Annotated in this window: 18 protein-coding genes; 5 read left to right on the top strand and 13 right to left on the bottom strand. The window is 52.3% G+C overall.

Features of this window, described 5'->3' with window-relative positions:
• Window positions 1–120: 120 nt before the first annotated feature.
• The 4 genes from artM to artP are packed head-to-tail and all read right to left on the bottom strand — an operon-like array spanning window position 121 to window position 2,997.
• Complete coding sequence (gene artM, locus DUT67_RS12615; protein WP_048260655.1) at window positions 121–789, bottom strand: arginine ABC transporter permease ArtM; 669 nt, start codon at window positions 787–789, stop codon at window positions 121–123.
• Window positions 789–1,505, bottom strand: a complete 717-nt coding sequence (artQ, locus tag DUT67_RS12610; RefSeq protein ID WP_048260654.1) for an arginine ABC transporter permease ArtQ — start codon at window positions 1,503–1,505, stop codon at window positions 789–791. The genes artM and artQ overlap by 1 nt, the downstream gene beginning before the upstream one ends.
• 11 nt (window positions 1,506–1,516) lie before the next feature.
• A complete protein-coding gene (gene artJ / locus DUT67_RS12605; RefSeq protein WP_113631878.1) occupies window positions 1,517–2,248 on the bottom strand; it encodes an arginine ABC transporter substrate-binding protein in 732 nt (243 codons plus the stop codon).
• 20 nt (window positions 2,249–2,268) lie between these two features.
• The gene (artP, locus tag DUT67_RS12600; RefSeq protein WP_167389290.1) at window positions 2,269–2,997 is read right to left on the bottom strand and encodes an arginine ABC transporter ATP-binding protein ArtP; all 729 of its coding nucleotides are present in this window, start codon (window positions 2,995–2,997) and stop codon (window positions 2,269–2,271) included.
• 157 nt (window positions 2,998–3,154) lie between these two features.
• Here artP and DUT67_RS12595 point away from each other — a divergent pair, with 157 nt between their 5' ends.
• Both DUT67_RS12595 and DUT67_RS12590 read left to right on the top strand, forming a co-directional pair.
• A complete protein-coding gene (locus DUT67_RS12595; RefSeq protein WP_048260651.1) occupies window positions 3,155–3,478 on the top strand; it encodes a heavy metal-binding domain-containing protein in 324 nt (107 codons plus the stop codon).
• A 67-nt stretch (window positions 3,479–3,545) separates the two neighbouring features.
• Entirely contained in the window at window positions 3,546–4,373 is an 828-nt protein-coding gene (locus DUT67_RS12590; protein WP_048261129.1) for an N-acetylmuramoyl-L-alanine amidase, read from the top strand.
• Here DUT67_RS12590 and DUT67_RS12585 read toward each other — a convergent pair.
• From DUT67_RS12585 to DUT67_RS12570, 4 genes are all read right to left on the bottom strand, one after another.
• The gene (locus DUT67_RS12585) at window positions 4,370–5,806 is read right to left on the bottom strand and encodes a DUF2867 domain-containing protein (RefSeq protein WP_048260650.1); all 1,437 of its coding nucleotides are present in this window, start codon (window positions 5,804–5,806) and stop codon (window positions 4,370–4,372) included. The genes DUT67_RS12590 and DUT67_RS12585 overlap by 4 nt on opposite strands.
• 158 nt (window positions 5,807–5,964) lie before the next feature.
• A complete protein-coding gene (gene hcr / locus DUT67_RS12580) occupies window positions 5,965–6,990 on the bottom strand; it encodes an NADH oxidoreductase (protein WP_048260647.1) in 1,026 nt (341 codons plus the stop codon).
• 139 nt (window positions 6,991–7,129) lie between these two features.
• The gene (gene hcp, locus DUT67_RS12575) at window positions 7,130–8,782 is read right to left on the bottom strand and encodes a hydroxylamine reductase (protein WP_048260645.1); all 1,653 of its coding nucleotides are present in this window, start codon (window positions 8,780–8,782) and stop codon (window positions 7,130–7,132) included.
• A gap of 188 nt (window positions 8,783–8,970) precedes the next feature.
• Entirely contained in the window at window positions 8,971–9,870 is a 900-nt protein-coding gene (locus DUT67_RS12570; protein ID WP_113631879.1) for a lysine exporter LysO family protein, read from the bottom strand.
• A gap of 310 nt (window positions 9,871–10,180) precedes the next feature.
• Here DUT67_RS12570 and DUT67_RS12565 point away from each other — a divergent pair, with 310 nt between their 5' ends.
• Window positions 10,181–11,845 carry an ATP-dependent endonuclease gene (locus DUT67_RS12565; protein WP_113631880.1) on the top strand — a complete coding sequence of 555 codons (1,665 nt, stop codon included), beginning with the start codon at window positions 10,181–10,183 and terminating at the stop codon, window positions 11,843–11,845.
• A gap of 122 nt (window positions 11,846–11,967) precedes the next feature.
• Here DUT67_RS12565 and cspD read toward each other — a convergent pair whose 3' ends face one another.
• Window positions 11,968–12,189 carry a cold shock-like protein CspD gene (cspD, locus tag DUT67_RS12560; RefSeq protein ID WP_039300708.1) on the bottom strand — a complete coding sequence of 74 codons (222 nt, stop codon included), beginning with the start codon at window positions 12,187–12,189 and terminating at the stop codon, window positions 11,968–11,970.
• A gap of 422 nt (window positions 12,190–12,611) precedes the next feature.
• Between cspD and clpS the strand changes: the two genes are divergently transcribed.
• Window positions 12,612–12,932, top strand: coding sequence for an ATP-dependent Clp protease adapter ClpS (gene clpS / locus DUT67_RS12555; RefSeq protein ID WP_048260639.1), 321 nt, complete (start codon window positions 12,612–12,614; stop codon window positions 12,930–12,932).
• 29 nt (window positions 12,933–12,961) lie between these two features.
• Entirely contained in the window at window positions 12,962–15,235 is a 2,274-nt protein-coding gene (gene clpA, locus DUT67_RS12550; protein WP_048260637.1) for an ATP-dependent Clp protease ATP-binding subunit ClpA, read from the top strand.
• A gap of 157 nt (window positions 15,236–15,392) precedes the next feature.
• Here the strand turns inward: clpA and infA are convergent, their stop codons facing one another.
• The 4 genes from infA to cydD all read right to left on the bottom strand — a co-directional run bounded on the left by infA (window position 15,393) and on the right by cydD (window position 19,968).
• Entirely contained in the window at window positions 15,393–15,611 is a 219-nt protein-coding gene (gene infA / locus DUT67_RS12545) for a translation initiation factor IF-1 (RefSeq protein WP_002211347.1), read from the bottom strand.
• 113 nt (window positions 15,612–15,724) lie between these two features.
• Window positions 15,725–16,429 (bottom strand): leucyl/phenylalanyl-tRNA--protein transferase, encoded by a 705-nt coding sequence (gene aat, locus DUT67_RS12540; protein WP_113625779.1) that lies wholly within the window; start codon window positions 16,427–16,429, stop codon window positions 15,725–15,727.
• Window positions 16,430–16,462: 33 nt separating this feature from the next.
• Window positions 16,463–18,202: a cysteine/glutathione ABC transporter ATP-binding protein/permease CydC gene (gene cydC, locus DUT67_RS12535; protein WP_113631881.1), complete on the bottom strand. Its 1,740-nt coding sequence runs from the start codon at window positions 18,200–18,202 to the stop codon at window positions 16,463–16,465.
• The gene (cydD, locus tag DUT67_RS12530; protein ID WP_113631882.1) at window positions 18,202–19,968 is read right to left on the bottom strand and encodes a cysteine/glutathione ABC transporter permease/ATP-binding protein CydD; all 1,767 of its coding nucleotides are present in this window, start codon (window positions 19,966–19,968) and stop codon (window positions 18,202–18,204) included. Before cydD ends, cydC begins: the two co-directional genes overlap by 1 nt.
• Window positions 19,969–19,992 lie beyond the last annotated feature (24 nt).

Raw genomic sequence — 19,992 nt, 5'->3', positions numbered from 1 at the left:
TGCATGTTTTTACATCAGCAGGCAATGAAAAATTTCCGTAAGGGGGGCGGTCAGGGATGGCACGCCATAAAAAAGCAGGCTATCAAAGCCTGCTTTCTAAACGGATAAGTGCGTTAAAGATCAGTTACGGCGTTCGAATACCAGTGAGCGACGTTCAACCCAGCGCATCAATAATGTCAGTAACCCATTGACGCACAGATAGATAATTCCGGCTGCACCAAACACCATCACATCATATGTCCGGCCGTACATCAGCTGACTGTAACCCATGACTTCCATCAGCGTGATGGTATAAGCCAGCGACGTGCTCTTAAATACCAGCACTACTTCGTTTGAATAAGAAGACAGCGCACGTTTAAACGCGAACGGCAGCAAAATGCGTAATGTCTGCTTCTGATTCATTCCCAGCGCCGCGCAGGATTGCCACTGTCCAGCAGGAATGGCTTTTACTGCACCGTAGAAAAGCTGTGTGGTATAAGCCGCGCTATTGAGTGCCAGCGCTACCATCGCACATAGCCACGGTTGTGACAGCAGGCTCCACAGCCAGGGGATTTGCTGGATAGAAGTAAATTGCCCGGGGCCGTAGTAAATCAGGAAGATTTGCACCAGCAGCGGCGTACCGGTAAACAGCGTAATGTAGCCTTTCGCCAACAGTGATACGACGGGCGTTTTTAGCGTCAGCACAACAGTCAGCAGCAGTGACAGCACCAGCGCCACGACAATCGAGACGGCGGTTAATGTCAGACTGGTATGCAGACCTTTTAATAGCTCAGGTAAATAAGCGAGCATCAGGAAGGTCTCCGCTCAAAACGCGTGGTGTGCAGATCAATGCGTTTCAGCACATACTGACTTAATAGCGTGATAACCAAATAGATTGCTGCTGCGACGACATACCAGGTAAAGGGCTCCTGCGTCCGTGTAGCAATGCTTTTGGTTTGCAGCATCAAATCGTTAACGCTAATTAGGGAAACCAGCGCGGTATCTTTCAGTAATACCAGCCACTGATTACCTAACCCCGGCAGGGCGTGACGCCACATCTGCGGCATAATCAAACGGAAAAAGATCGCAGATTTGCTGAGCCCCAACGCTTGTCCTGATTCCCATTGTCCTTGCGGTACGGCTTTCAACGCGCCGCGCAGCGTTTGGGATGCGTAGGCCGCATACAGCAGCGCCAGCGCAATCACGCCACACAGGAAGGGGCTAATTTCAAACATGCCGATATCCAGCTTTACCGGAATCTGCACAATGAAAAGATTCAGAGTAAAGCCATCCGCCAGCATCATCAGCAGTTGGGAGGATCCGAAATAGATAAACAGCACCACCAGAATTTCTGGCAGACCGCGCAAGAGTGTGACTACCGCTGTACCTGTCCAGCTAACGGCTTTCCAGCGAACGGTTTCCCAAACGGCAAACAGCATCGCCAGCGCGAGGCCGAGCACCAGTGCACAAACGGCAAGGCCGACGGTCATCCCGGCGGCGCTTGCAAGAGGTTGAAATTCAATCATTGAGCGTCAGATTACTGCTGGAACCATTTTTTGTAGATGGTCTCGTAAGTACCATCCTGCTTGATTTTGCTGAGCGCATCGTTGAATTTTTTCAACAGCTCATCGTTATTCTGGCGTATCGCGATGCCTAGACCGACACCGAAGTAACCTTTATCCGTCACGCTTTCACCAACGGAGGACAGCGTATCGTTTTGCTTCAGCCATTCGTTAACCACGGCAGTGTCACCGAATACGGCATCCAGACGGCCACTTTTCAGGTCCAGCACCGCATTCTGGTAGCTGTCGTAAGGTACGGCGGTAATTTCAGGATGTTTTTCCAGCAGGTATTTCTGGTGGGTACTACCATTCTGCATCCCTACACGTTTGCCTTTCAGTGCAGCGACATCGGCGACCTTGCCTTTCTGGGCGATAAACAAGGCAGCGTTATCATAGTAAGGCTGGGAGAATGACACCTGCTGCTGACGCTCTGGGGTAATATCCATTCCCGCGATGACGGCTTCAAAACGACGGAATTTCAGACCAGGGATCAGACTGTCGAAAGCCTGATTGCTGAACGTGCAGTTTGCCTGCATTTCTTTGCACAATGCGTTAGCCAGATCGATATCAAAGCCCTGAATCTGGTTATTGGCATCAACAAATTCAAACGGAGGATAGGAGGCTTCTGTCGCGAAACGGATGGTATCCGCGGCGTTAGCAGAGGCGGCACCCACAGCGAATAAGGCTGCAACAATCAATTTTTTCATTGTCATTTTCCTGATAGTAATCAATGTGATAAATAACCAGCGAACTCAGGCGTTTGCGGCTGAGCAAAGTGCGTCGCATCTCCTTGTTCAACGATGCGGCCGTTTTCCATATAAACCACTCGGCTGGCCGTTTTACGGGCGAACTCGACTTCGTGGGTTACGATCACCTGCGTAATGCCAGTTTGCGCCAATTCACGGATGATGTTGACGACCTGAGCGGTAATCTCTGGATCTAATGCGGCAGTCGGTTCATCAAACAGCAAGACCTGAGGTTCCATCATCAGCGCACGAGCAATCGCCACGCGCTGCTGCTGCCCACCAGAAAGATGGAGAGGAAAGCGATCGGAAAAATCATTGAGACGCAGGCGAGTCAGCAGCTTGTCTGCACGCGCTTTCGCTTCTTCCTTACTCAGCCCCAGCACGCGGCAGGGCGCTTCTATAAGGTTTTGCACCACGGTCAGATGCGGCCATAAATTATATTGCTGGAAGACCATCCCAACGTTCTGACGCAGTTCACGTATCGCGTTGTCGGATGGCGTGCGCTGAAAATCAAACTGATTACCAGCGATGGAAAGTGTGCCTGAGCGCGGCATTTCGAGCAGGTTGAGAACGCGTATCAGCGAACTCTTTCCTGCCCCGCTAGGACCAAGAAGCACCAGCGTTTCACCCGCAGGACAATCAAGGGTGATATCAAATAGCGCCTGGTATGTGCCGTAGAAACAGTTAATGCCGTTTAGTTGAATACTCATGCGTAATAATTGAATAGACATTGATGCGGCGAATGTTAACGTTGGCAGAATAGTTATGCAATCACCGTGGGTTAAAATTTGCCAATAAGCGATTTATTGGTTAAATAATAGCACAAAATAGTGGTTTACGGCTTGAGGCCTGCTTTAGGAGAAACGAATGCAATTATCCACCACGCCCAATCTGGAAGGCTTCACCATTACTGAATATTGTGGCGTCGTGACCGGCGAAGCTATCCTGGGCGCGAACATCTTCCGTGACTTTTTCGCCAGTATCCGCGATGTGGTCGGCGGCCGTTCCGGTGCCTATGAGAAAGAGTTGCGTAAGGCACGGCAGATTGCATTCAAAGAGCTGCAAGAACAAGCTGATGATTTAGGTGCGAATGCGATTGTAGGCATTGATCTTGATTATGAAACCGTCGGGAAGGATGGCAGCATGCTGATGGTGACCGTCAGTGGCACCGCAGTGAAGGTTCGCCGCTAGTAAGGAGAGTTGCCTCTATAGAGGGTCAAGCGATATGGCGAAAAAGGCACATAACAGTGGAATAACGATGTTGAAATGGATGGTCTGCATAGCGTTGGGGCTGTTGGCGGGTTGTCAGGCTTCTCCCTCGTTGCAGGAACAGAATAATTATGTGCTTGAGACTGCATTGCAGTCTCGGGCGCAGGAGTCCCGTATTCGTTTTTTGGTGATTCACTACACGGCGGAAGATTTTGCCACCTCGCTGAATATCTTGACGGACGATCACGTCAGCGCCCATTACCTTATTCCGGCACATCCGCCGTTGCAGCACGGCAAGCCGCTTGCCTGGCAACTGGTGCCTGAATCTCAGGCCGCATGGCATGCGGGAGCGAGTAGCTGGCGCGGATTTAGTCGACTGAATAATTCCTCGATTGGTATTGAGATCGAAAATGCAGGTTATCAGCGTACGCTAACGGGCTATACGTGGGAGCCGTTCACCGCTGCACAGATTCAGCTCGTGACCGCAATCGCTCATGATATTGTCGAACGTTATCAGATTGCACCGCAGAATGTGGTGGCGCACAGTGATATTGCTCCACAGCGGAAACAAGACCCTGGGCCGCTTTTCCCCTGGCAGGCGTTGGCACAAGCGGGCATTGGTGCCTGGCCGGATGCGCATCGGGTGACGTTCTATTTGAATGGGCGTCCGCCGCTACAGCCCGTTGATGAAGCGGTTCTGCTAGAAAAGCTGGCGCGTTATGGCTATTCGGTGCCGGAAACGATGACGGCACGCGAAAAGCGGCAGGTGATTGCCGCTTTCCAGATGCATTTCCGATCTGATAACTACCAAGGTCAGCCAGATGCGCAGAGTGAAGCGATCGTTGATGCGCTGCTGGAAAAATACGGCAGCCGCTAAACTGCGTTCTTCTCCGCCAGTTTCGCAGTACGTGCCGCCATGCCACGGAAGATAAACAGGTGGGCGGGCATCATCAAAAACCAGTAGACGAGTCCGTTAAACCCTGAAGGGTGCCAGCGGGCGCGAACATCGATGGTGCGGTGAGTGCCTTTGTCTGTGATAGTAAAATTGAGTTTACCCAGCCCGGGTGCTTTCATGCCGAATAGCAGCACCAGCTGACGCTGTGGCTTGATAGAAATGACCTTCCAGCCGTCAATCTTGTCGCCGACTTCCAGCGTCGGGCGTTCGGGGCGTCCATAAGTCACACCGTTGCCGCAAAGATCGTCCAGTCGGGCACGGATTTTCCATAGCGTATTGGCGTAAAAATAGCCTTCTTTGCCACCAACCTGCTGGATAACCTGCCAGAGTGCTTGGTTGGAGGCTGATGTCTCAAGCGTGTGACCCGCCTGTTTGGGATAAAAACCGTAATTCGGCTTCCAGCGTGCACGTACCTCGGTATCATCTCCCCAGTCAGCCTGCTGTACGCTCTCCATTTCGCTTTGCAGCGTGAGGCGCACAGCATCATCAAAGCTCATCAGCTTTTGTGGAATCAATGCCTGTAGTTCGCGTCCATCGGCCTGTAAATCGTGCTTTAACCCCTGAATCAGAGCGCGGGCGATGGAAGGGGGCACCGATGTCACCAGATGCAAGAACCAGACAGACACTAGATGCGTCGGCATGGGAACTGGAATTAGCAATCTGCGCTTGCCGCTGATTTGAATGAAGCGCTCGAACATCGTCTGGTAGCTGATGTATTCGGGGCCTGCGGCATCCATGATGCGATTTTCTGTCGCGGGGTAATGCGCAATGTCGATCAGATAAACCAGCAGGTTTTCCAGCGCAATAGGCGACGATTTAGAGCGCACCCAGCGTGGCGGCGTTAATATCGGCAGGTTATAGACCATATCGCGCATGATCTCGAACGCTGCCGATCCGGTACCGATAATAATACCTGCACGCAGCTCTGTGACGGGAATACCACTACTACGTAAGACATCACCGGTGATCTGGCGCGCCAGCATATGCGGCGAGGTGTCATCCTTCGCCTGAAGCGATCCCAGATAGATAATCTGTTTTACGCTGCTAGAGGCCAGCGCTAGCAGAAGATTCATGGCAGCCATGCGCTCTCTGGCGACGAAATCCGCACCGTCGCCCATGCTGTGCACCAGATAATAGAGCGTTTCCGCCCCCCACAGGCCACCAGGTAGGCTTTCTGGTTTGGTGAGGTCAACCTGCTGGCAGTCAACGCCCGGCCAGTCCCTCGACGCGAGGGACTCAGTATTTCGACCAGCAGCAATCACCCGGTTGCCCTGCTTGCTCAAGCGTTCGGTTAAATGGCGGCCAATGTAGCCAGTTGCGCCCAGAATTAGGATCGGGGCTAAGGGGGATGTCATGCGTCAGCGGCTCCACAGCAAAATATAACCATGGCTTACTATAACGGGGAAAAGAAAGAAAGTGAGGAAAAGTGTGCGATAACAAGGCGTAATTTAACATGGCCTACCTGCCCGATAGCTGTGCTACCGAGCAGAAGGGGGTAAAGCGGGGGAGAATATCAGGCCAGAACGGTGTTGCCTTGTAGCTGGCAGCTACAGGCCAGAACATAGCCTTGCTCGATCTCGGCAGGCGTCAGTGTCATGGTGCTGGTAGTGGTGTATTTACCGGACAACACGCGAGTTTTGCAACTCCCGCACACACCCGCGCGACAGGCGGCGAGAACCTGCACCTTATTGGCCTCCAGTGCAGCCAGTAGGCTGATACCCACCGGCACACGTAGATTCTTCAGCGGACGGCTGATGGTCAGCGTGATCTGATCGGCGTCTTCATCCACGACTTCATCAGTCGGGCGGAACTGCTCTTTAAATATGCGATTTGACGCCACGCCAAGCTGCTGACTCAGCGTTTCAATCTGGTTCATGTATGGCGCAGGGCCACAGGTCATCACGGTGCGGTTGGTGATATCCGGCACGCGTTCGACGAGCAGATCGCCGCTGATGCGTCCGGCGAGGAAACCGGGCACGGCGTCAAACTCCGCCATCAGCGTCAGATGTAATTGCTGCGGGTAGCGTTGCACCAGATCTTGCCATTCGTTGGCGAAAATCACCTGCTGTGGATTGCGTACGTTGAAAATGACGTGGATATCGGTTTGCGGTTTATTCGCCAGAAGCCAGCGGCACATCGACATAATCGGCGTGACGCCGCAGCCTGCTGCTGCCATCAAGTAACGATCGCTGATCGCGTTGGCGCAGGTAAATTCGCCCTGTGTATCGGACAGCCAGAGATAATCACCGACCTTCAGCGTTTGAGTCAGCCAGCGGGAACCGACGCCGTCGTCCAGCCTTCTTACTGTCAAGGTAATGAAGCGGCTGAGGCCCGGCGAAGAAGAGATGGTATAAGCCCGTAGCGTCTCCTCGCTGTTAGCAATGCTGACGAGCGCATACTGACCCGGCTGATACGGATAAAAGTCATGATTAACCAGTGATATCGTCCAGACATCCGGCGTTTCCTGGGTAATCGAGTGCACCTGCATGCGGTTAGAACAAAGCGGTGTCGGCCCAGCGTGTGGTACTGGCATCGTCATAGTCAATCTCCATAACAAACGGATACGGTGAAGCGTGTAAAAATAGCGGCCCATGAAACGATAGGCTTAGCGTGAAGCATCAATGCCGACACTTCACGCTGCGTGACGAGGAACGCGCTCCTCCGTCCGCGTTGATTCATCAAGCGGCCAGAATGGTGTTCATGTCCTGTTCAACGGTGGTAATCGCCCGCATACCGAATTTGTCGTTCAGAATGGCAAGCAGGTTGTCCGTCAGGAAGCCCGGTGCAGTTGGTCCGGTGTAGATGTTCTTCACGCCGAGGGACAGCAGGGTCAGCAGGATGACAATCGCTTTCTGCTCAAACCACGACAGTACCAGACTCAGCGGCAGGTCGTTGACGCCACAGCCCAGTTTCTCTGCCAGTTTGACGGCCAGAATAATGGCTGCGTAGGCATCGTTACATTGGCCGACATCTAGCAGACGTGGAAGACCTTCCAGCGTACCGAAGTCCAGTTTGTTGAAGCGGTATTTACCGCATGCCAGCGTCATGATCAGACAGTCTTGTGGGACGCTCAGCGTGAAGTCAGTGAAGTAGCTACGTTCTTCACGGCTGCCGTCACATCCGCCAACGAGGAAGACGTGGCGCAGTTTTTTCTGTGCAACCAGGTCGATGACGGTATCGGCGGCGCTCAGCAGCGTTTCACGACCAAAGCCGACGGTGATCATGTGTTCGATTTCGCTGTATGGGAAACCAGCCAGACCTTGTGCCTGTTCGATAACCGGGCTGAAATCGTCGCCTTCCAGATGGTTCACGCCCGGCCAGCCGACGATGCTACGCGTCCAGATGCGATCGCCGTAGTTGCCTACGTTTGGGTCAATAATGCAGTTAGACGTCATGACGATCGCGCCAGGGAATTTGGCAAACTCAGTCTGTTGATTCTGCCAACCGCTGCCGTAGTTACCTGCCAGATGTTTGAATTTTTTCAGCTCTGGGTAACCGTGTGCAGGCAGCATCTCGCCGTGCGTATAAATATTCACGCCGGTGCCGTCGGTTTGCTCCAGCAGCATGCGCAGGTCTTTCAGGTCATGACCAGAAATCAAAATGGCTTTACCGGCAATAGGGCGCACGTTAACGGAGGTTGGCTGTGGGTGACCGTAAGCATCAGTTTCGCCATGGTCGAGGATTGCCATGACGTTGAAGTTCATTTTACCGATGCCCATCGCGTTGTTCAGCAAGGTATCGACATCGGCTGGCTGTGTGCCCAACCACGCCATGAAAGCATGGTATTCAGCATAGAGTGCGTTGTCATATTGACCGAGAACGTGGGCGTGTTCCATGTAGGCCGCCGCACCTTTCAGGCCGTAGAGGTTGAGCATACGCAAACCGTGAACGTCATCACCGATAATGGCTTTATCGCTGTCCAGTGCAAAATCCTCTGCCTGTTGCAGCAAGGTCGGAATATCGTTGCCAGCCAGTTGCAGCGCGGCCATCGGGTGATCTACTGTCGTCGTGGCATCGTGCAGGCGGCAGCGAACTGCCAGCGACTCACGCAGTGTGATAGCTTCCTGCGCGTAGCCAATAATACGTTGGGAATCGAAGTTAACGTTGGTCAGCGTAGAGAAGAAGGCGCGTGGCGCAAAGCTATCGACATCGTGATCGATAATATCCAGCTCGCGTGCTTTCAGCGCCCAGGCAGAAAGCCCTTGTAGCACAGCCACCAGTAGGTCTTGCAGATCGGAGGTTTCTGCGGTTTTGCCGCACATGCCCTGCGCGTAAGAGCAGCCGTTTCCAACAGGGGTACGAATCGTTTGTTCACATTGCACACAAAACATAATGACTTCCTTTTTTAAGTTGCATTTTAAATGCTTGTTTAAAGCATAGTGTCAGCCGAGGCAGGTAAAAAGGCTTTTTTAATGCAACTTTAGGTAAATTTGATTTAGCGCAAGTTTGGCGATGGGCAATGAAAATCACTCTCAATCACAGCCCATAAACGAGGAAGAAAACGATGAGGCTAGCGTTCTTAGGAGGTAAAGAATGCCATCAATATTGGCGCCGCGAGGCTTAATAAGAAACCATGTACGATGGCAGCGGGTACGATATCGACACCCGCGCTGCGTTGTAAAACAGGTAGCGTGAAATCCATCGACGTTGCGCCGCAGAGGCCTAATGCGCACGAGCGATTGCGCTGTGCCAGCGCAGGAATCAGCATAATCGCCAGCAACTCGCGAGTCAGATCGTTGAAAAATGCGGTACTGCCGATGACAGGGCCGAGGGCGTCGGTCAGCAGAATGCCTGACAGTGAATACCACCCATAGCCGGATGCCATCGCCAGACCGGTTTTCAGCGGCAGACCCAGAATCCATGCGGCGAGTAGGCCGCCACCGAGTGCGCTAATACCCACGATAAGCGCAATAATCAGACCGCGACGGTTTAATACGATCTGGCGCAGCGTCATCCCGCTGTTACGCAGTTGAACGCCCACCAGAAATAACAGAAAGATCAGGGCATATTCACTGCCTTTGCTGGCGTAAGTGAACCCCGACCATTGCGTTAAGCCGAGCGAAAAACCTCCGAATACTACGCCGCAGAGTTTGAACGATTCAACGATCATACGCAGTCGGGAAGGCGGTGCAGCCTCTTTAAACTTGCTGTGCCACACGCTGCGTTTTTCCCATAGCCACAGCGCAATACCGTTTGCCGCGACAATGCAGAATGCAAAAACGGCGGTGTAGCGAAAGATCAGTAACAAATTGCTGCTGAGATCTTCCAGAAAGGCCAGACTCATCCCCATCAAAAACAGAATAACGTACACCATCCAACTCAGTAGTTGGTTAATCAGCTGTAATGCTTTTTTGGCGCGCAGTGGTACCAGATAGCCAATGATGAGCGGTAATAAAATAATTAATAATCCTGAATACATCACAGAATTGATGTCCTTACGCGAGAAAAACGGCGCTAACCCGTATTTTAGGATTGGCAGGGGTGGTCGTAGTCAAACAATGAGGTTTTTCTTCTTCATTTCTACCTCGATAGGCGTGACACGGCGGAAACACAAACCGTGCGTTAACAACATCGCGGGATTCATCGGCTACACTTGGCGGGAAGAAAAACGATAATCTATTAAAATTAAACAAATTATCGGAACGAGTAAAGCGCTGTCTGGCAGGATATTCTACTCGGTGGGGATCTTGTCAGCAGAAACCCGCAGGCAGCCGCTACAGGAGAGAAGAATGCATCTGGAAAGTATTGAAATCCTGGGGTTTCGGGGAATCAATCGTCTGTCGTTGCTACTGGACGAGAATAACGTGCTGATTGGGGAGAACGCCTGGGGTAAATCGAGCCTGCTGGACGCACTTTCGCTGCTGCTGGCACCGACGTTGCCGCTTTATCACTTTGATATGCAAGATTTTCACTTCACTCCGGGGGATGAAAACAGTCGGGAAAAGCACCTTCAGATTATTTTCACTTTTTGCGAGACGGCACCCGGTCACCATTTGTCTTCTCGGTATCGTTCGCTTAGCCCCGTTTGGGTGGAGGGAAACGAGTCGCTATACCGCGTTTTTTATCGGCTAGAAGGTGAAGTGGACGAAAGCCAGTCAGTCTTCACCTGGCGCAGCTTTCTGGACGCCGATGGGCATCCGATACCGCTAGATGATATTGACGAACTGGCCAGAGAAATCATCCGCTTGCATCCAGTGTTGCGGCTGCGCGATGCGCGCTTTATGCGGCGCCTGCGCTCCGGGACGCTGGCGGCGACGTTAGATAACAGCAATGAAAAGCTGGCTCAGCAGTTTGAGCAGTTGATGCGTGAATTGGTGCAAAATCCGCAGAAGCTGACGGACAAAGAGCTGCGTCAGGGCTTGGTGGCGATGCGGCAACTGCTGGAGCACTATTTTTCCGAACAGAACGCTACGGGTAATGACCGACGTCATCATCGTCATGCGCGAACCCACAACGGTAAATCGTGGCGATCGCTGGACAACATTAACCGCCTGATTGCCGACCCAAACAGCCGCAGTCGCCGAATTATCCTGCTAGAGCTGTTTTCCACGCTGTTACAGGCGAAAGGGTCTGTAGCGTTGGATCCCCACGCTCGTCCGCTCTTGCTGATTGAAGACCCAGAAACCCGGCTGCACCCGATTATGCTGTCTGTTGCCTGGGGACTCCTGACGCAACTGCCACTCCAGAAAGTCACGACAACCAATTCGGGAGAGCTGCTGTCGCTGGTGCCGATGGAGCAGGTGTGTCGTCTGGTTCGGGAATCCTCACGGGTTGCGACGTATCGCATTGGTCGTCAGGGCATGAATGCGGAAGATAGTCGGCGTATTGCGTTTCATATTCGTCTGAATCGACCCGCTTCTCTCTTTGCTCGCTGTTGGCTGCTGGTGGAAGGGGAAACCGAAGTCTGGATGTTGAATGAACTCGCGCGTCAATGCGGCCATCATTTTGAGGCGGAAGGGGTAAAAGTGATTGAATTTGCCCAGTCGGGTCTCCGGCCTTTATTGAAGTTCGCGCGGCGTATGGGGATTGAATGGCATGTGTTGGTTGATGGTGACGACGCAGGAAAAAAATATGCCGCGACGGCGAAGAGTCAATTAACGGTACAGGATGAAAGTGAGCGAGATCATCTGACGGTGTTGCCCGCATCGGACATGGAGCACTACATGTATCGTGAGGGGTTCAGTCAGGTTTATCACCGTATCGCACAATTGCCGGAGAAAGTGCCGCTATCGATGCATAAAGTCATCATCAGGGCTATCCATCGTTCATCAAAACCCGACCTGGCGATAGAAGTGGCGATGGAGGCCGCGGCGCTGGGCAGTGATGCGATCCCGCCACTCATTCGCAGCATGTTCTCTCGCGTGCTATGGCTCGCTCGCGGATGTGCCGATTAGATGAATGTGACGAGTATAAATAAAAATGCCGTTCAGTGTGCTGAACGGCATTTGTCGCATTATATTAATTTTTACTGTTTAGCGTCGTGTGTTCTGAGTAGAAGTGTAGGGTGTAGAAGGGGTCAGGATACGGCCTCGACGATTTGCGGGACGATCAGGCAGGCATGATTGCCTTTCGGCCCTTGATGAACATCAAACCTGACAACCTGTCCGGCTTTTAGAGTCCGGTAGCCATCCATTTGAATCGTTGAGTAGTGCGCGAAGATATCGTCACCGCCCCCTTCTGGACAGATAAAACCAAACCCTTTGGCATTATTGAACCATTTAACAGTACCTGTCTCCATGCATTGACATCCTTCGCAAGAGTATTCTTTTCAGTAAGGTGTGGTTATTTGGTTACTACGAATACGAATTGATTAAAACCCCATCAATTCATCCGTACACTTTAGTGAAATCGATCCCGGCGTCAAGCGATCCACCGCGTGGTGGCAAGGGGAGTTTGTCAAAGTTTGATGCAGATAACGCTATTGATGAACCAACAATCGTGTTGCGTAATCAAGATATCGGATGCAGGCCTTGAATTTTGCTTTCCGGGAACCATTTCATTCCTCAGGTGGTAAAATAAAAAGTAGACGTGCTACTGTAAATGTAGAGATACCCGTCATCTTTCAAGTCGCAGGCACGCATTTCCTGCTGCTCGGATTTATTGGGAATAAACAGACCAATGTCGCGAGTCGCGATATTCGTTACATGATGTGGATAGAGAATGGGAAACAAAAGTACGTGGTCACAATCGGAAAGCCTGACCGCCGATCAACAGAAAGAAAAATTGCAGCCGCCATCCATGTATAACGTGGTGTTGAATAACGATGATTACACCCCGATGGAATTTGTTATTGACGTTCTGCAAAAGTTCTTTTCTTATGATATTGAACGTGCCACACAGCTTATGTTAACTGTGCATTATCAGGGTAAAGCAATTTGTGGCGTATTCAGCGCTGAAGTGGCTGAAACCAAGGTCGTACAAGTCAATCGTTATGCCAGAGAAAACGAGCACCCGCTGCTCTGTACGCTGGAAAAAGCCTGAAGTCAGGCGATTTATTGGGAGAGGTGCCTATGCTCAATCAAGAACTGGAACTCAGTCTCAACATGGCTTTCGCCAGAGCGCGTGAGCACCGACACGAGTTTATGACCGTGGAGCACCTGCTGTTGGCTCTGCTCAGTAATCCAGCCGCCCGTGAAGCACTGGAAGCCTGCACGGTAGATTTAGCCGCGCTGCGTCAAGAGCTGGAAGCCTTCATTGAACAGACCACACCAACATTACCGCAGAGTGACGATGAGCGAGAAACTCAGCCGACGCTCAGCTTCCAGCGCGTACTACAACGCGCCGTCTTCCACGTGCAGTCTTCCGGCCGCAGTGAAGTGTCTGGCGCCAACGTTCTGGTCGCGATTTTTAGCGAACAGGAATCTCAGGCCGCCTACCTCCTGCGCAAGCATGACGTTAGTCGTCTGGATGTCGTGAACTTTATTTCTCACGGCACACGTAAAGAAGAATCCGATCAGGCACCTAGCGCTGAAAGTCCCGTCAATGAAGAACAGGCAGGAGGGGAAGATCGTATGGAAAACTTCACCACCAATCTGAATCAACTGGCTCGCGTCGGCGGTATTGACCCGCTCATTGGCCGGGAGAAAGAACTGGAGCGCACGATTCAGGTGTTGTGCCGCCGCCGTAAAAATAACCCGCTGCTGGTCGGTGAGTCCGGTGTCGGTAAAACCGCGATTGCCGAAGGGCTGGCCTGGCGTATTGTGCAGGGCGATGTACCGGAAGTGATGGCGGAGTGCACCCTGTACTCACTGGACATCGGCGCGTTGCTGGCCGGTACCAAATACCGCGGTGACTTTGAAAAACGCTTCAAGGCGCTGTTGAAGCAGCTAGAGCAGGATAAAAACAGCATCCTGTTTATTGATGAAATCCACACGATTATCGGCGCTGGTGCAGCGTCCGGTGGTCAGGTTGATGCGGCTAATCTGATTAAACCGCTGCTTTCCAGCGGCAAGATCCGCGTTATTGGTTCCACCACGTATCAGGAATTCAGCAATATATTCGAAAAGGATCGGGCGCTGGCGCGTCGTTTCCAGAAAATCGATATCACTGAGCCTAGCGTGGAAGAAACGATACAAATCATTAATGGCCTGAAGCCGAAGTATGAGGCTCACCATGATGTTCGCTATACGTCGAAAGCGGTTCGCGCAGCGGTAGAGCTGGCAGTGAAATATATCAATGACCGTCATTTGCCAGATAAGGCCATCGATGTGATCGATGAAGCGGGTGCGCGCAGCCGTTTGATGCCTGTCAGCAAGCGCAAGAAAACGGTCAACGTGAGTGACATCGAATCGGTTGTCGCCCGCATCGCCCGTATTCCAGAAAAAACCGTCTCCGCCAGCGATCGTGATGTGCTGAAAAACCTCAGCGATCGCCTGAAAATGCTGGTGTTTGGGCAAGACAAGGCTATCGAAGCGTTGTCTGAATCTATCAAGATGAGCCGTGCAGGATTGGGTCAGGAGCGTAAGCCGGTAGGGTCCTTCCTGTTCGCAGGCCCTACAGGTGTTGGTAAGACGGAAGTGACGTTGCAGCTGGCAAAAGCGCTGGATATTGAACTGCTGCGCTTTGATATGTCCGAATACATGGAGCGTCATACCGTCAGCCGCTTGATTGGTGCACCTCCAGGCTATGTGGGCTACGATCAGGGCGGCCTGCTGACGGATGCGGTGATCAAGCATCCTCATGCCGTGCTGCTGCTGGATGAAATCGAAAAAGCGCATCCGGACGTCTTTAACCTGCTGTTGCAGGTGATGGATAACGGTACGCTGACGGATAACAATGGCCGTAAAGCGGATTTCCGCAATGTCATTGTCGTCATGACCACCAATGCGGGCGTGCGGGAAACACAGCGTAAATCTATCGGTATCATCCATCAGGACAACAGCACGGATGCGATGGAAGAGATCAAAAAGGTGTTTACGCCGGAGTTCCGCAACCGTCTGGATGGCATTATCTGGTTCAATCATCTGTCTACCGATGTTATTCAGCAGGTTGTCGATAAGTTTATTGTTGAACTCCAGGCACAGTTGGACGCGAAAGGCGTGTCGCTAGAAGTGAGCGACGAAGCACGTGACTGGCTGGCAGAGAAAGGCTACGACAAGGCGATGGGTGCCCGACCAATGGCTCGCGTGATGCAGGAAAGCCTCAAGAAACCGCTGGCCAACGAGCTGCTGTTTGGTTCGCTGGTGGATGGTGGCTCTGTGACGGTAGAACTGGATAAAGAGACGCAACAGCTGACGTACGGCTTCCAGAGTGCGCAGAAGCGGAAAGCGGAAAGCGTTAATTAATCGATACCGTGTGTTACCTAAGAGGGATGCTGATGCATCCCTTTTTTACATCTTGTGCACGAGCCCTTCCAAAAAACAAAGCCCTTGCCATGAAGGAAAGGGCTGGAGAGGGAGTCACATCCTCATATACCGCTGGTATCAGCGATGAGCTAACCGGTTAACGGCTGCGGAAGACAATGCGGCCTTTACTCAGGTCGTACGGGGTTAACTCTACAGTGACTTTGTCACCCGTCAGGATGCGGATATAGTTTTTACGCATTTTACCGGAGATATGAGCGGTAACCACGTGCCCGTTTTCCAATTCAACGCGGAACATGGTGTTGGGCAGCGTATCAAGCACGGTGCCTTGCATTTCAATATTGTCTTCTTTGGCCATCGAATCCTCTAGGTCTAACTACCTTTATTTTTTAACCGCAAGATAATGCCGAAAAACCGACATTATGTAAAGAAGCGTTCACGTTTGGGGTGTTATTTACCCATTTTTCTCTATTAAAAAGTGGGTTCTGCGAGCTTTTGTGGTAGCCAACAACCCTCATCGACAGCGATATTCTGCCATTGGGAGAGCTGTTGCAGAAAATGATCTCGTGGAATCTCACTCACGCCAAGCGAAGCCGTATGAGAGTTTAACACCTGACAATCAATCACATTACCGCCGTGGCGAATAAAATGCTGTTGAAACGCCAGCAGTGCGTATTTTGAGGCATTATCCATGCGGCTGAACATTGACTCACCACAAAATAATCGCCCTTGTTCAATACCATATAACCCACCAACCAGTGCGCCATTGTGCCACACTTCGACGGAATGTGCTTTCCCAACCTGATGAAGCTGGCGATAAGCTGAAATTATGTCTGGCGTAATCCAGGTGCCATCATGGTGTTCATGCGCGCAGGCGTGAATAACATCATCGAACGCCTGATTCAGCGTGGCATGAAAAGTATGGCGCTTCAGAAATTTTTTCAGGCTGCGGCTAAGATGGAGTTCACCGGGAAACAGAACCGCACGCGGATTCGGAGACCACCACAAGATAGGCTCACCGGGGGAGAACCAAGGAAAAATACCTTGTCGGTAAGCTGCTTTCAGCCTGGCAACGGAGAGATCGCCGCCAACGGCCAGCAGGCCGTTGGGGTCATCCAGTGCATGATTCGGGTCAGGAAACTGAAGTGATTGAGACGATAACTGATATAGGCGCATGTTTTTCAAACGTTATGTTTCATTGAAATTGCCTTAAACGTGTTGGCGAAATTGCCAATAACGCCCTTGTTGTGCCATCAAAGCCTGATGGCTGCCTTGTTCGATCACTTTACCGTCATCCAGAATGCAGATGCGATCCATCGATTCTAAACCGTATAGCCGATGAGTGATGACAATTAAGGTCTTATCGGCACAGTGTTGGCGGAGCAGCAGCAGGATACGTTTTTCGGTTTCTGCATCCAACCCCTCAGTGGGCTCATCCAACAGAACTAACGGCGCATCGTGTAATAAGGCACGTGCTAAAGCGATACGACGCTGTTCTCCACCGGATAGCTGACGGCCGCCTTCTCCCAACCAGGCATTCAGCCCCTCATTTTCCAGCAGTTTTTCTAACCCGACCTGTTGTAATACTTCGGCCAATTTTTCGTCCCGTGCTGTCGGCGCTGCCAGCAGCAGGTTATCGCGCAGCGTTGCGCTGAATATATGTGCGCGTTGTGGTACCACGCTCATCATGGCGCGGAGATCGTCTTCGCGCCAATCGGCAAGAGCGTGGCCGTTAAGTGCAATATCCCCGTATTCAGCATTCCATGCTCGAGTCAGCAATTGTAATAGCGTCGATTTTCCACACCCAGTACGACCCAACAGCGCCAGATGCTCTCCAGGTTGAATGGAAAGGGAGATATTTTGCAGCACAGGCTGTGGCTGACCAGGATAAGTGAAGCCGACATGTGAGAGTTCAAGCGAAGCCGCGCGCGAGGTTTCCGGACCATGTTCTGGGAATGTGACGTCAACGGGCTGACGAATAATTTGATCGACCCGAGCTGCGGACGCAATAACTTGCCCCATGTGCTGGAAAGCCACTGTGACGGGAGCCAGCGCCTCGAAGGCTGCAAGCGAAGCGAACACGAAGAGGGCGATCAACGCGCCGGGCTGTGGATTACCGCCAACGCCATCGGCTGCCAACCACAGAATCAGGGTAACAGTCAGCCCACTGCATAAAATCATCACCGCCTGAGACAGACCAGTAAGATTTGCCTGTTGGCGCTGGCGACGCAGCCAGTTAATTTCCACCAGTGCCAACTGTTGACGGACGCGATCGAGTGCACCGAAGACGGTTAACTCCGCCTGACCTTGCAGCCAGGTCGTTAACTGAAGGCGGTATTGTGCACGCAGCGCGGTCAAGTCCTGTCCTATGCCGTTCCCCGCCCGATAAAAGAGAACAGGCAGGCACAGGAGTAACGCCAACATAATGGCACCCAGCGTCAGAGCCAGTGAACCATCAATGAAGCTTAAACCGTAACAAACGATAAGAATGACGGCGAAGGCGCTGATGATGGGGGAAATAACACGAAGATAAAGATGATCGAGCGTATCAACGTCCGCTACGAGCCGGTTGAGTAGCTCGGCCTGACGAAATTGTGCTAGCCCTCCCGGGGAGAGCGGTAAAATGCGGGAGAATGTGAAAACACGCAAGCGCAGCAGAACGCGGAATGTGGCATCGTGGCTAACGACTCTTTCGCCATAGCGCCCAGCCGTACGCGCGATGGCGGCACCCCGCACGCCAGCGGCGGGCAGCATGTAGTTAAAGGTCAGTAGCCCGACGATCCCAGCCAGCGAAGCACCTGCCAGAAACCAGCCAGATAGCGCGAGCAGGCCAATGCTGGCCAGCAGCGTAGCAATCGCTAGCACTACACCCAGACTTAAATACCAGAAGTGCTGACGATAAAGCGCCAGAAACGGTTTTAATACCCGCATCGTTTTCACCTGAGCCATCACAGTGCCTCCTGTCGTTGTGCCAGCAGCGCCGCGAAGGGGCCTGTTTCAGCTCGGAGTGTTTGATAATCACCTTGTTGAACTAACCGACCGCCTTCCATCACCCAAATCGCATCATACTCGGTGATATCAGTGAGCTGATGCGTGACGAGTAGCGTGGTCTGGGAGCGTGCAGCTTCGTTCAGCGCTGTCATAACGAGCTCCTCGCTATGAGCATCCAGGCTGGCTGACGGTTCATCCAGCAGCAGTAAATTACAAGGGTGAATGAGGGCACGGGCAACGGCGACGCGCTGTGCTTGCCCGACAGATAAACGTGCCGCTCCGTCACCGATCGTGGTTTCTAACCCCTGTGGAAGCTGTGGTAAGAACTCTTGCACATAAGCGCGTTCAATCGCCTGTTGCAGCTCAATCATACTGGCTTGCGGGTTGCCCAGTAGAATATTGCTGCGCAGCGTCTGTTCCGGCAAATGGGGATTTTGTCCAACCCAGCTCAACTGTTTGCGCCATGATTCCGGCGTAAGCGCGTTCAACGCCTGACCATTCACGGTTAATGAACCGCGGTAAGGCAGGAACCCCAAGAGCGCATTAAGCAGTGAGCTTTTTCCTGCTCCGCTGATACCGACCAGCGCGATACGTTCGCCTGAGCGAATCTCGAACGTCAACGGTTGAGTCAACGGTGTGCCATTCGGTGCGAGGACAACCAGGTCTTCTGCCCTAATGGCAATGGCGGTATCGCTGCTGAATTCGTGTGTGCCGAAGCCGACTGTCTCGCCTTCCTCTGACAAAAAGGTCACTAGCGATTCTGCCGCGCCAATAGCTTGGGCCTTGGCATGATAGAACGTGCCGAGGTCGCGTAGAGGCTGAAAGAATTCCGGTGCCAGAATCAGCACGAGAAAACCGGCGAAGAGCGTCACGCCCGTACCATAATGTCCAAAGTTCAGCTCCCCGAGATACGAGAAACCAAAATAGACGGCGACAACGGCGATCGAAATGGAGGCAAAAAATTCAAGGACACCCGATGAGAGAAATGCCATGCGTAGCACTTCCATGGTGCGGCTACGGAAATCTTCGGAAGCCTGCCGGATTTGTTCGGTTTCAGCTTGGCCACGATGAAACAGACGTAGCGTTTCCATTCCGCGTAGGCGGTCGAGGAAGTGTCCGCTCAGACGAGCCAACGCCAGAAAGTTACGTCGGTTGGCATCCGCAGCGCCCATACCGACCAGCGCCATAAAAAGAGGGATGAGCGGTGCTGTCAGAAACAGAATCAGACCCGCTGCCCAGTTGATCGGAAAGATCGTTATCAAGATAAGCAGCGGGATAAGTGCAGCAAGATACATTTGCGGCAGATAGCGGGCGTAATAATCCTGCATATCATCAACCTGCTCAAGAATCATCGTTGCCCAACTGCCTGCGGGTTTACCCTGTACCCAGGCTGGGCCAAGCTGTTGCAGTCGATCCAGTACCAGCTTACGAATTTGCTGCCGAACGGCTTGTCCGCAAAGAAAACCAACACGCTCACGTACCACACTATTGAGAGCACGTAGAATAAATGTAGCGACCAGAAGGAGGAAGGGCGAGATCAGGGATTCTCGTGGAGCATGAACGATGATCAAGGCATGAAGCAAAGTGGCTAACAGCCAGGCTTGTGCCACGATTAACGCGCCGCTCAGGAATCCAAGCAGCAGTGAAAGCCGTAGCCAACGTTGCGCCAGTTTACTTTGCTGCTTCAGCCAGGCGGTCAGTTCTTGCTGTCTGGTTTTTTTCATCAGGCACCAGTTCGTTATGTTGCA

Source organism: Pectobacterium peruviense, from assembly GCF_003312355.2.
In the GTDB taxonomy this organism is placed as follows: Bacteria; Pseudomonadota; Gammaproteobacteria; order Enterobacterales; family Enterobacteriaceae; genus Pectobacterium; species Pectobacterium peruviense.
The sequence above is the reverse complement of the archived record's forward strand: the minus strand, read 5'-3'. Positions and strand labels throughout refer to the sequence as shown.

Coding starts and splice junctions, on each gene's coding strand:
- artM (WP_048260655.1), bottom strand. CDS start 789: ATGCTCGCTTATTTACCTGAGCTATTAAAAGGTCTGCATACCAGTCTG.
- artQ (WP_048260654.1), bottom strand. CDS start 1,505: ATGATTGAATTTCAACCTCTTGCAAGCGCCGCCGGGATGACCGTCGGC.
- artJ (WP_113631878.1), bottom strand. CDS start 2,248: ATGAAAAAATTGATTGTTGCAGCCTTATTCGCTGTGGGTGCCGCCTCT.
- artP (WP_167389290.1), bottom strand. CDS start 2,997: ATGAGTATTCAACTAAACGGCATTAACTGTTTCTACGGCACATACCAG.
- DUT67_RS12595 (WP_048260651.1), top strand. CDS start 3,155: ATGCAATTATCCACCACGCCCAATCTGGAAGGCTTCACCATTACTGAA.
- DUT67_RS12590 (WP_048261129.1), top strand. CDS start 3,546: ATGTTGAAATGGATGGTCTGCATAGCGTTGGGGCTGTTGGCGGGTTGT.
- DUT67_RS12585 (WP_048260650.1), bottom strand. CDS start 5,806: ATGACATCCCCCTTAGCCCCGATCCTAATTCTGGGCGCAACTGGCTAC.
- hcr (WP_048260647.1), bottom strand. CDS start 6,990: ATGACGATGCCAGTACCACACGCTGGGCCGACACCGCTTTGTTCTAAC.
- hcp (WP_048260645.1), bottom strand. CDS start 8,782: ATGTTTTGTGTGCAATGTGAACAAACGATTCGTACCCCTGTTGGAAAC.
- DUT67_RS12570 (WP_113631879.1), bottom strand. CDS start 9,870: ATGTATTCAGGATTATTAATTATTTTATTACCGCTCATCATTGGCTAT.
- DUT67_RS12565 (WP_113631880.1), top strand. CDS start 10,181: ATGCATCTGGAAAGTATTGAAATCCTGGGGTTTCGGGGAATCAATCGT.
- cspD (WP_039300708.1), bottom strand. CDS start 12,189: ATGGAGACAGGTACTGTTAAATGGTTCAATAATGCCAAAGGGTTTGGT.
- clpS (WP_048260639.1), top strand. CDS start 12,612: ATGGGAAACAAAAGTACGTGGTCACAATCGGAAAGCCTGACCGCCGAT.
- clpA (WP_048260637.1), top strand. CDS start 12,962: ATGCTCAATCAAGAACTGGAACTCAGTCTCAACATGGCTTTCGCCAGA.
- infA (WP_002211347.1), bottom strand. CDS start 15,611: ATGGCCAAAGAAGACAATATTGAAATGCAAGGCACCGTGCTTGATACG.
- aat (WP_113625779.1), bottom strand. CDS start 16,429: ATGCGCCTATATCAGTTATCGTCTCAATCACTTCAGTTTCCTGACCCG.
- cydC (WP_113631881.1), bottom strand. CDS start 18,202: ATGGCTCAGGTGAAAACGATGCGGGTATTAAAACCGTTTCTGGCGCTT.
- cydD (WP_113631882.1), bottom strand. CDS start 19,968: ATGAAAAAAACCAGACAGCAAGAACTGACCGCCTGGCTGAAGCAGCAA.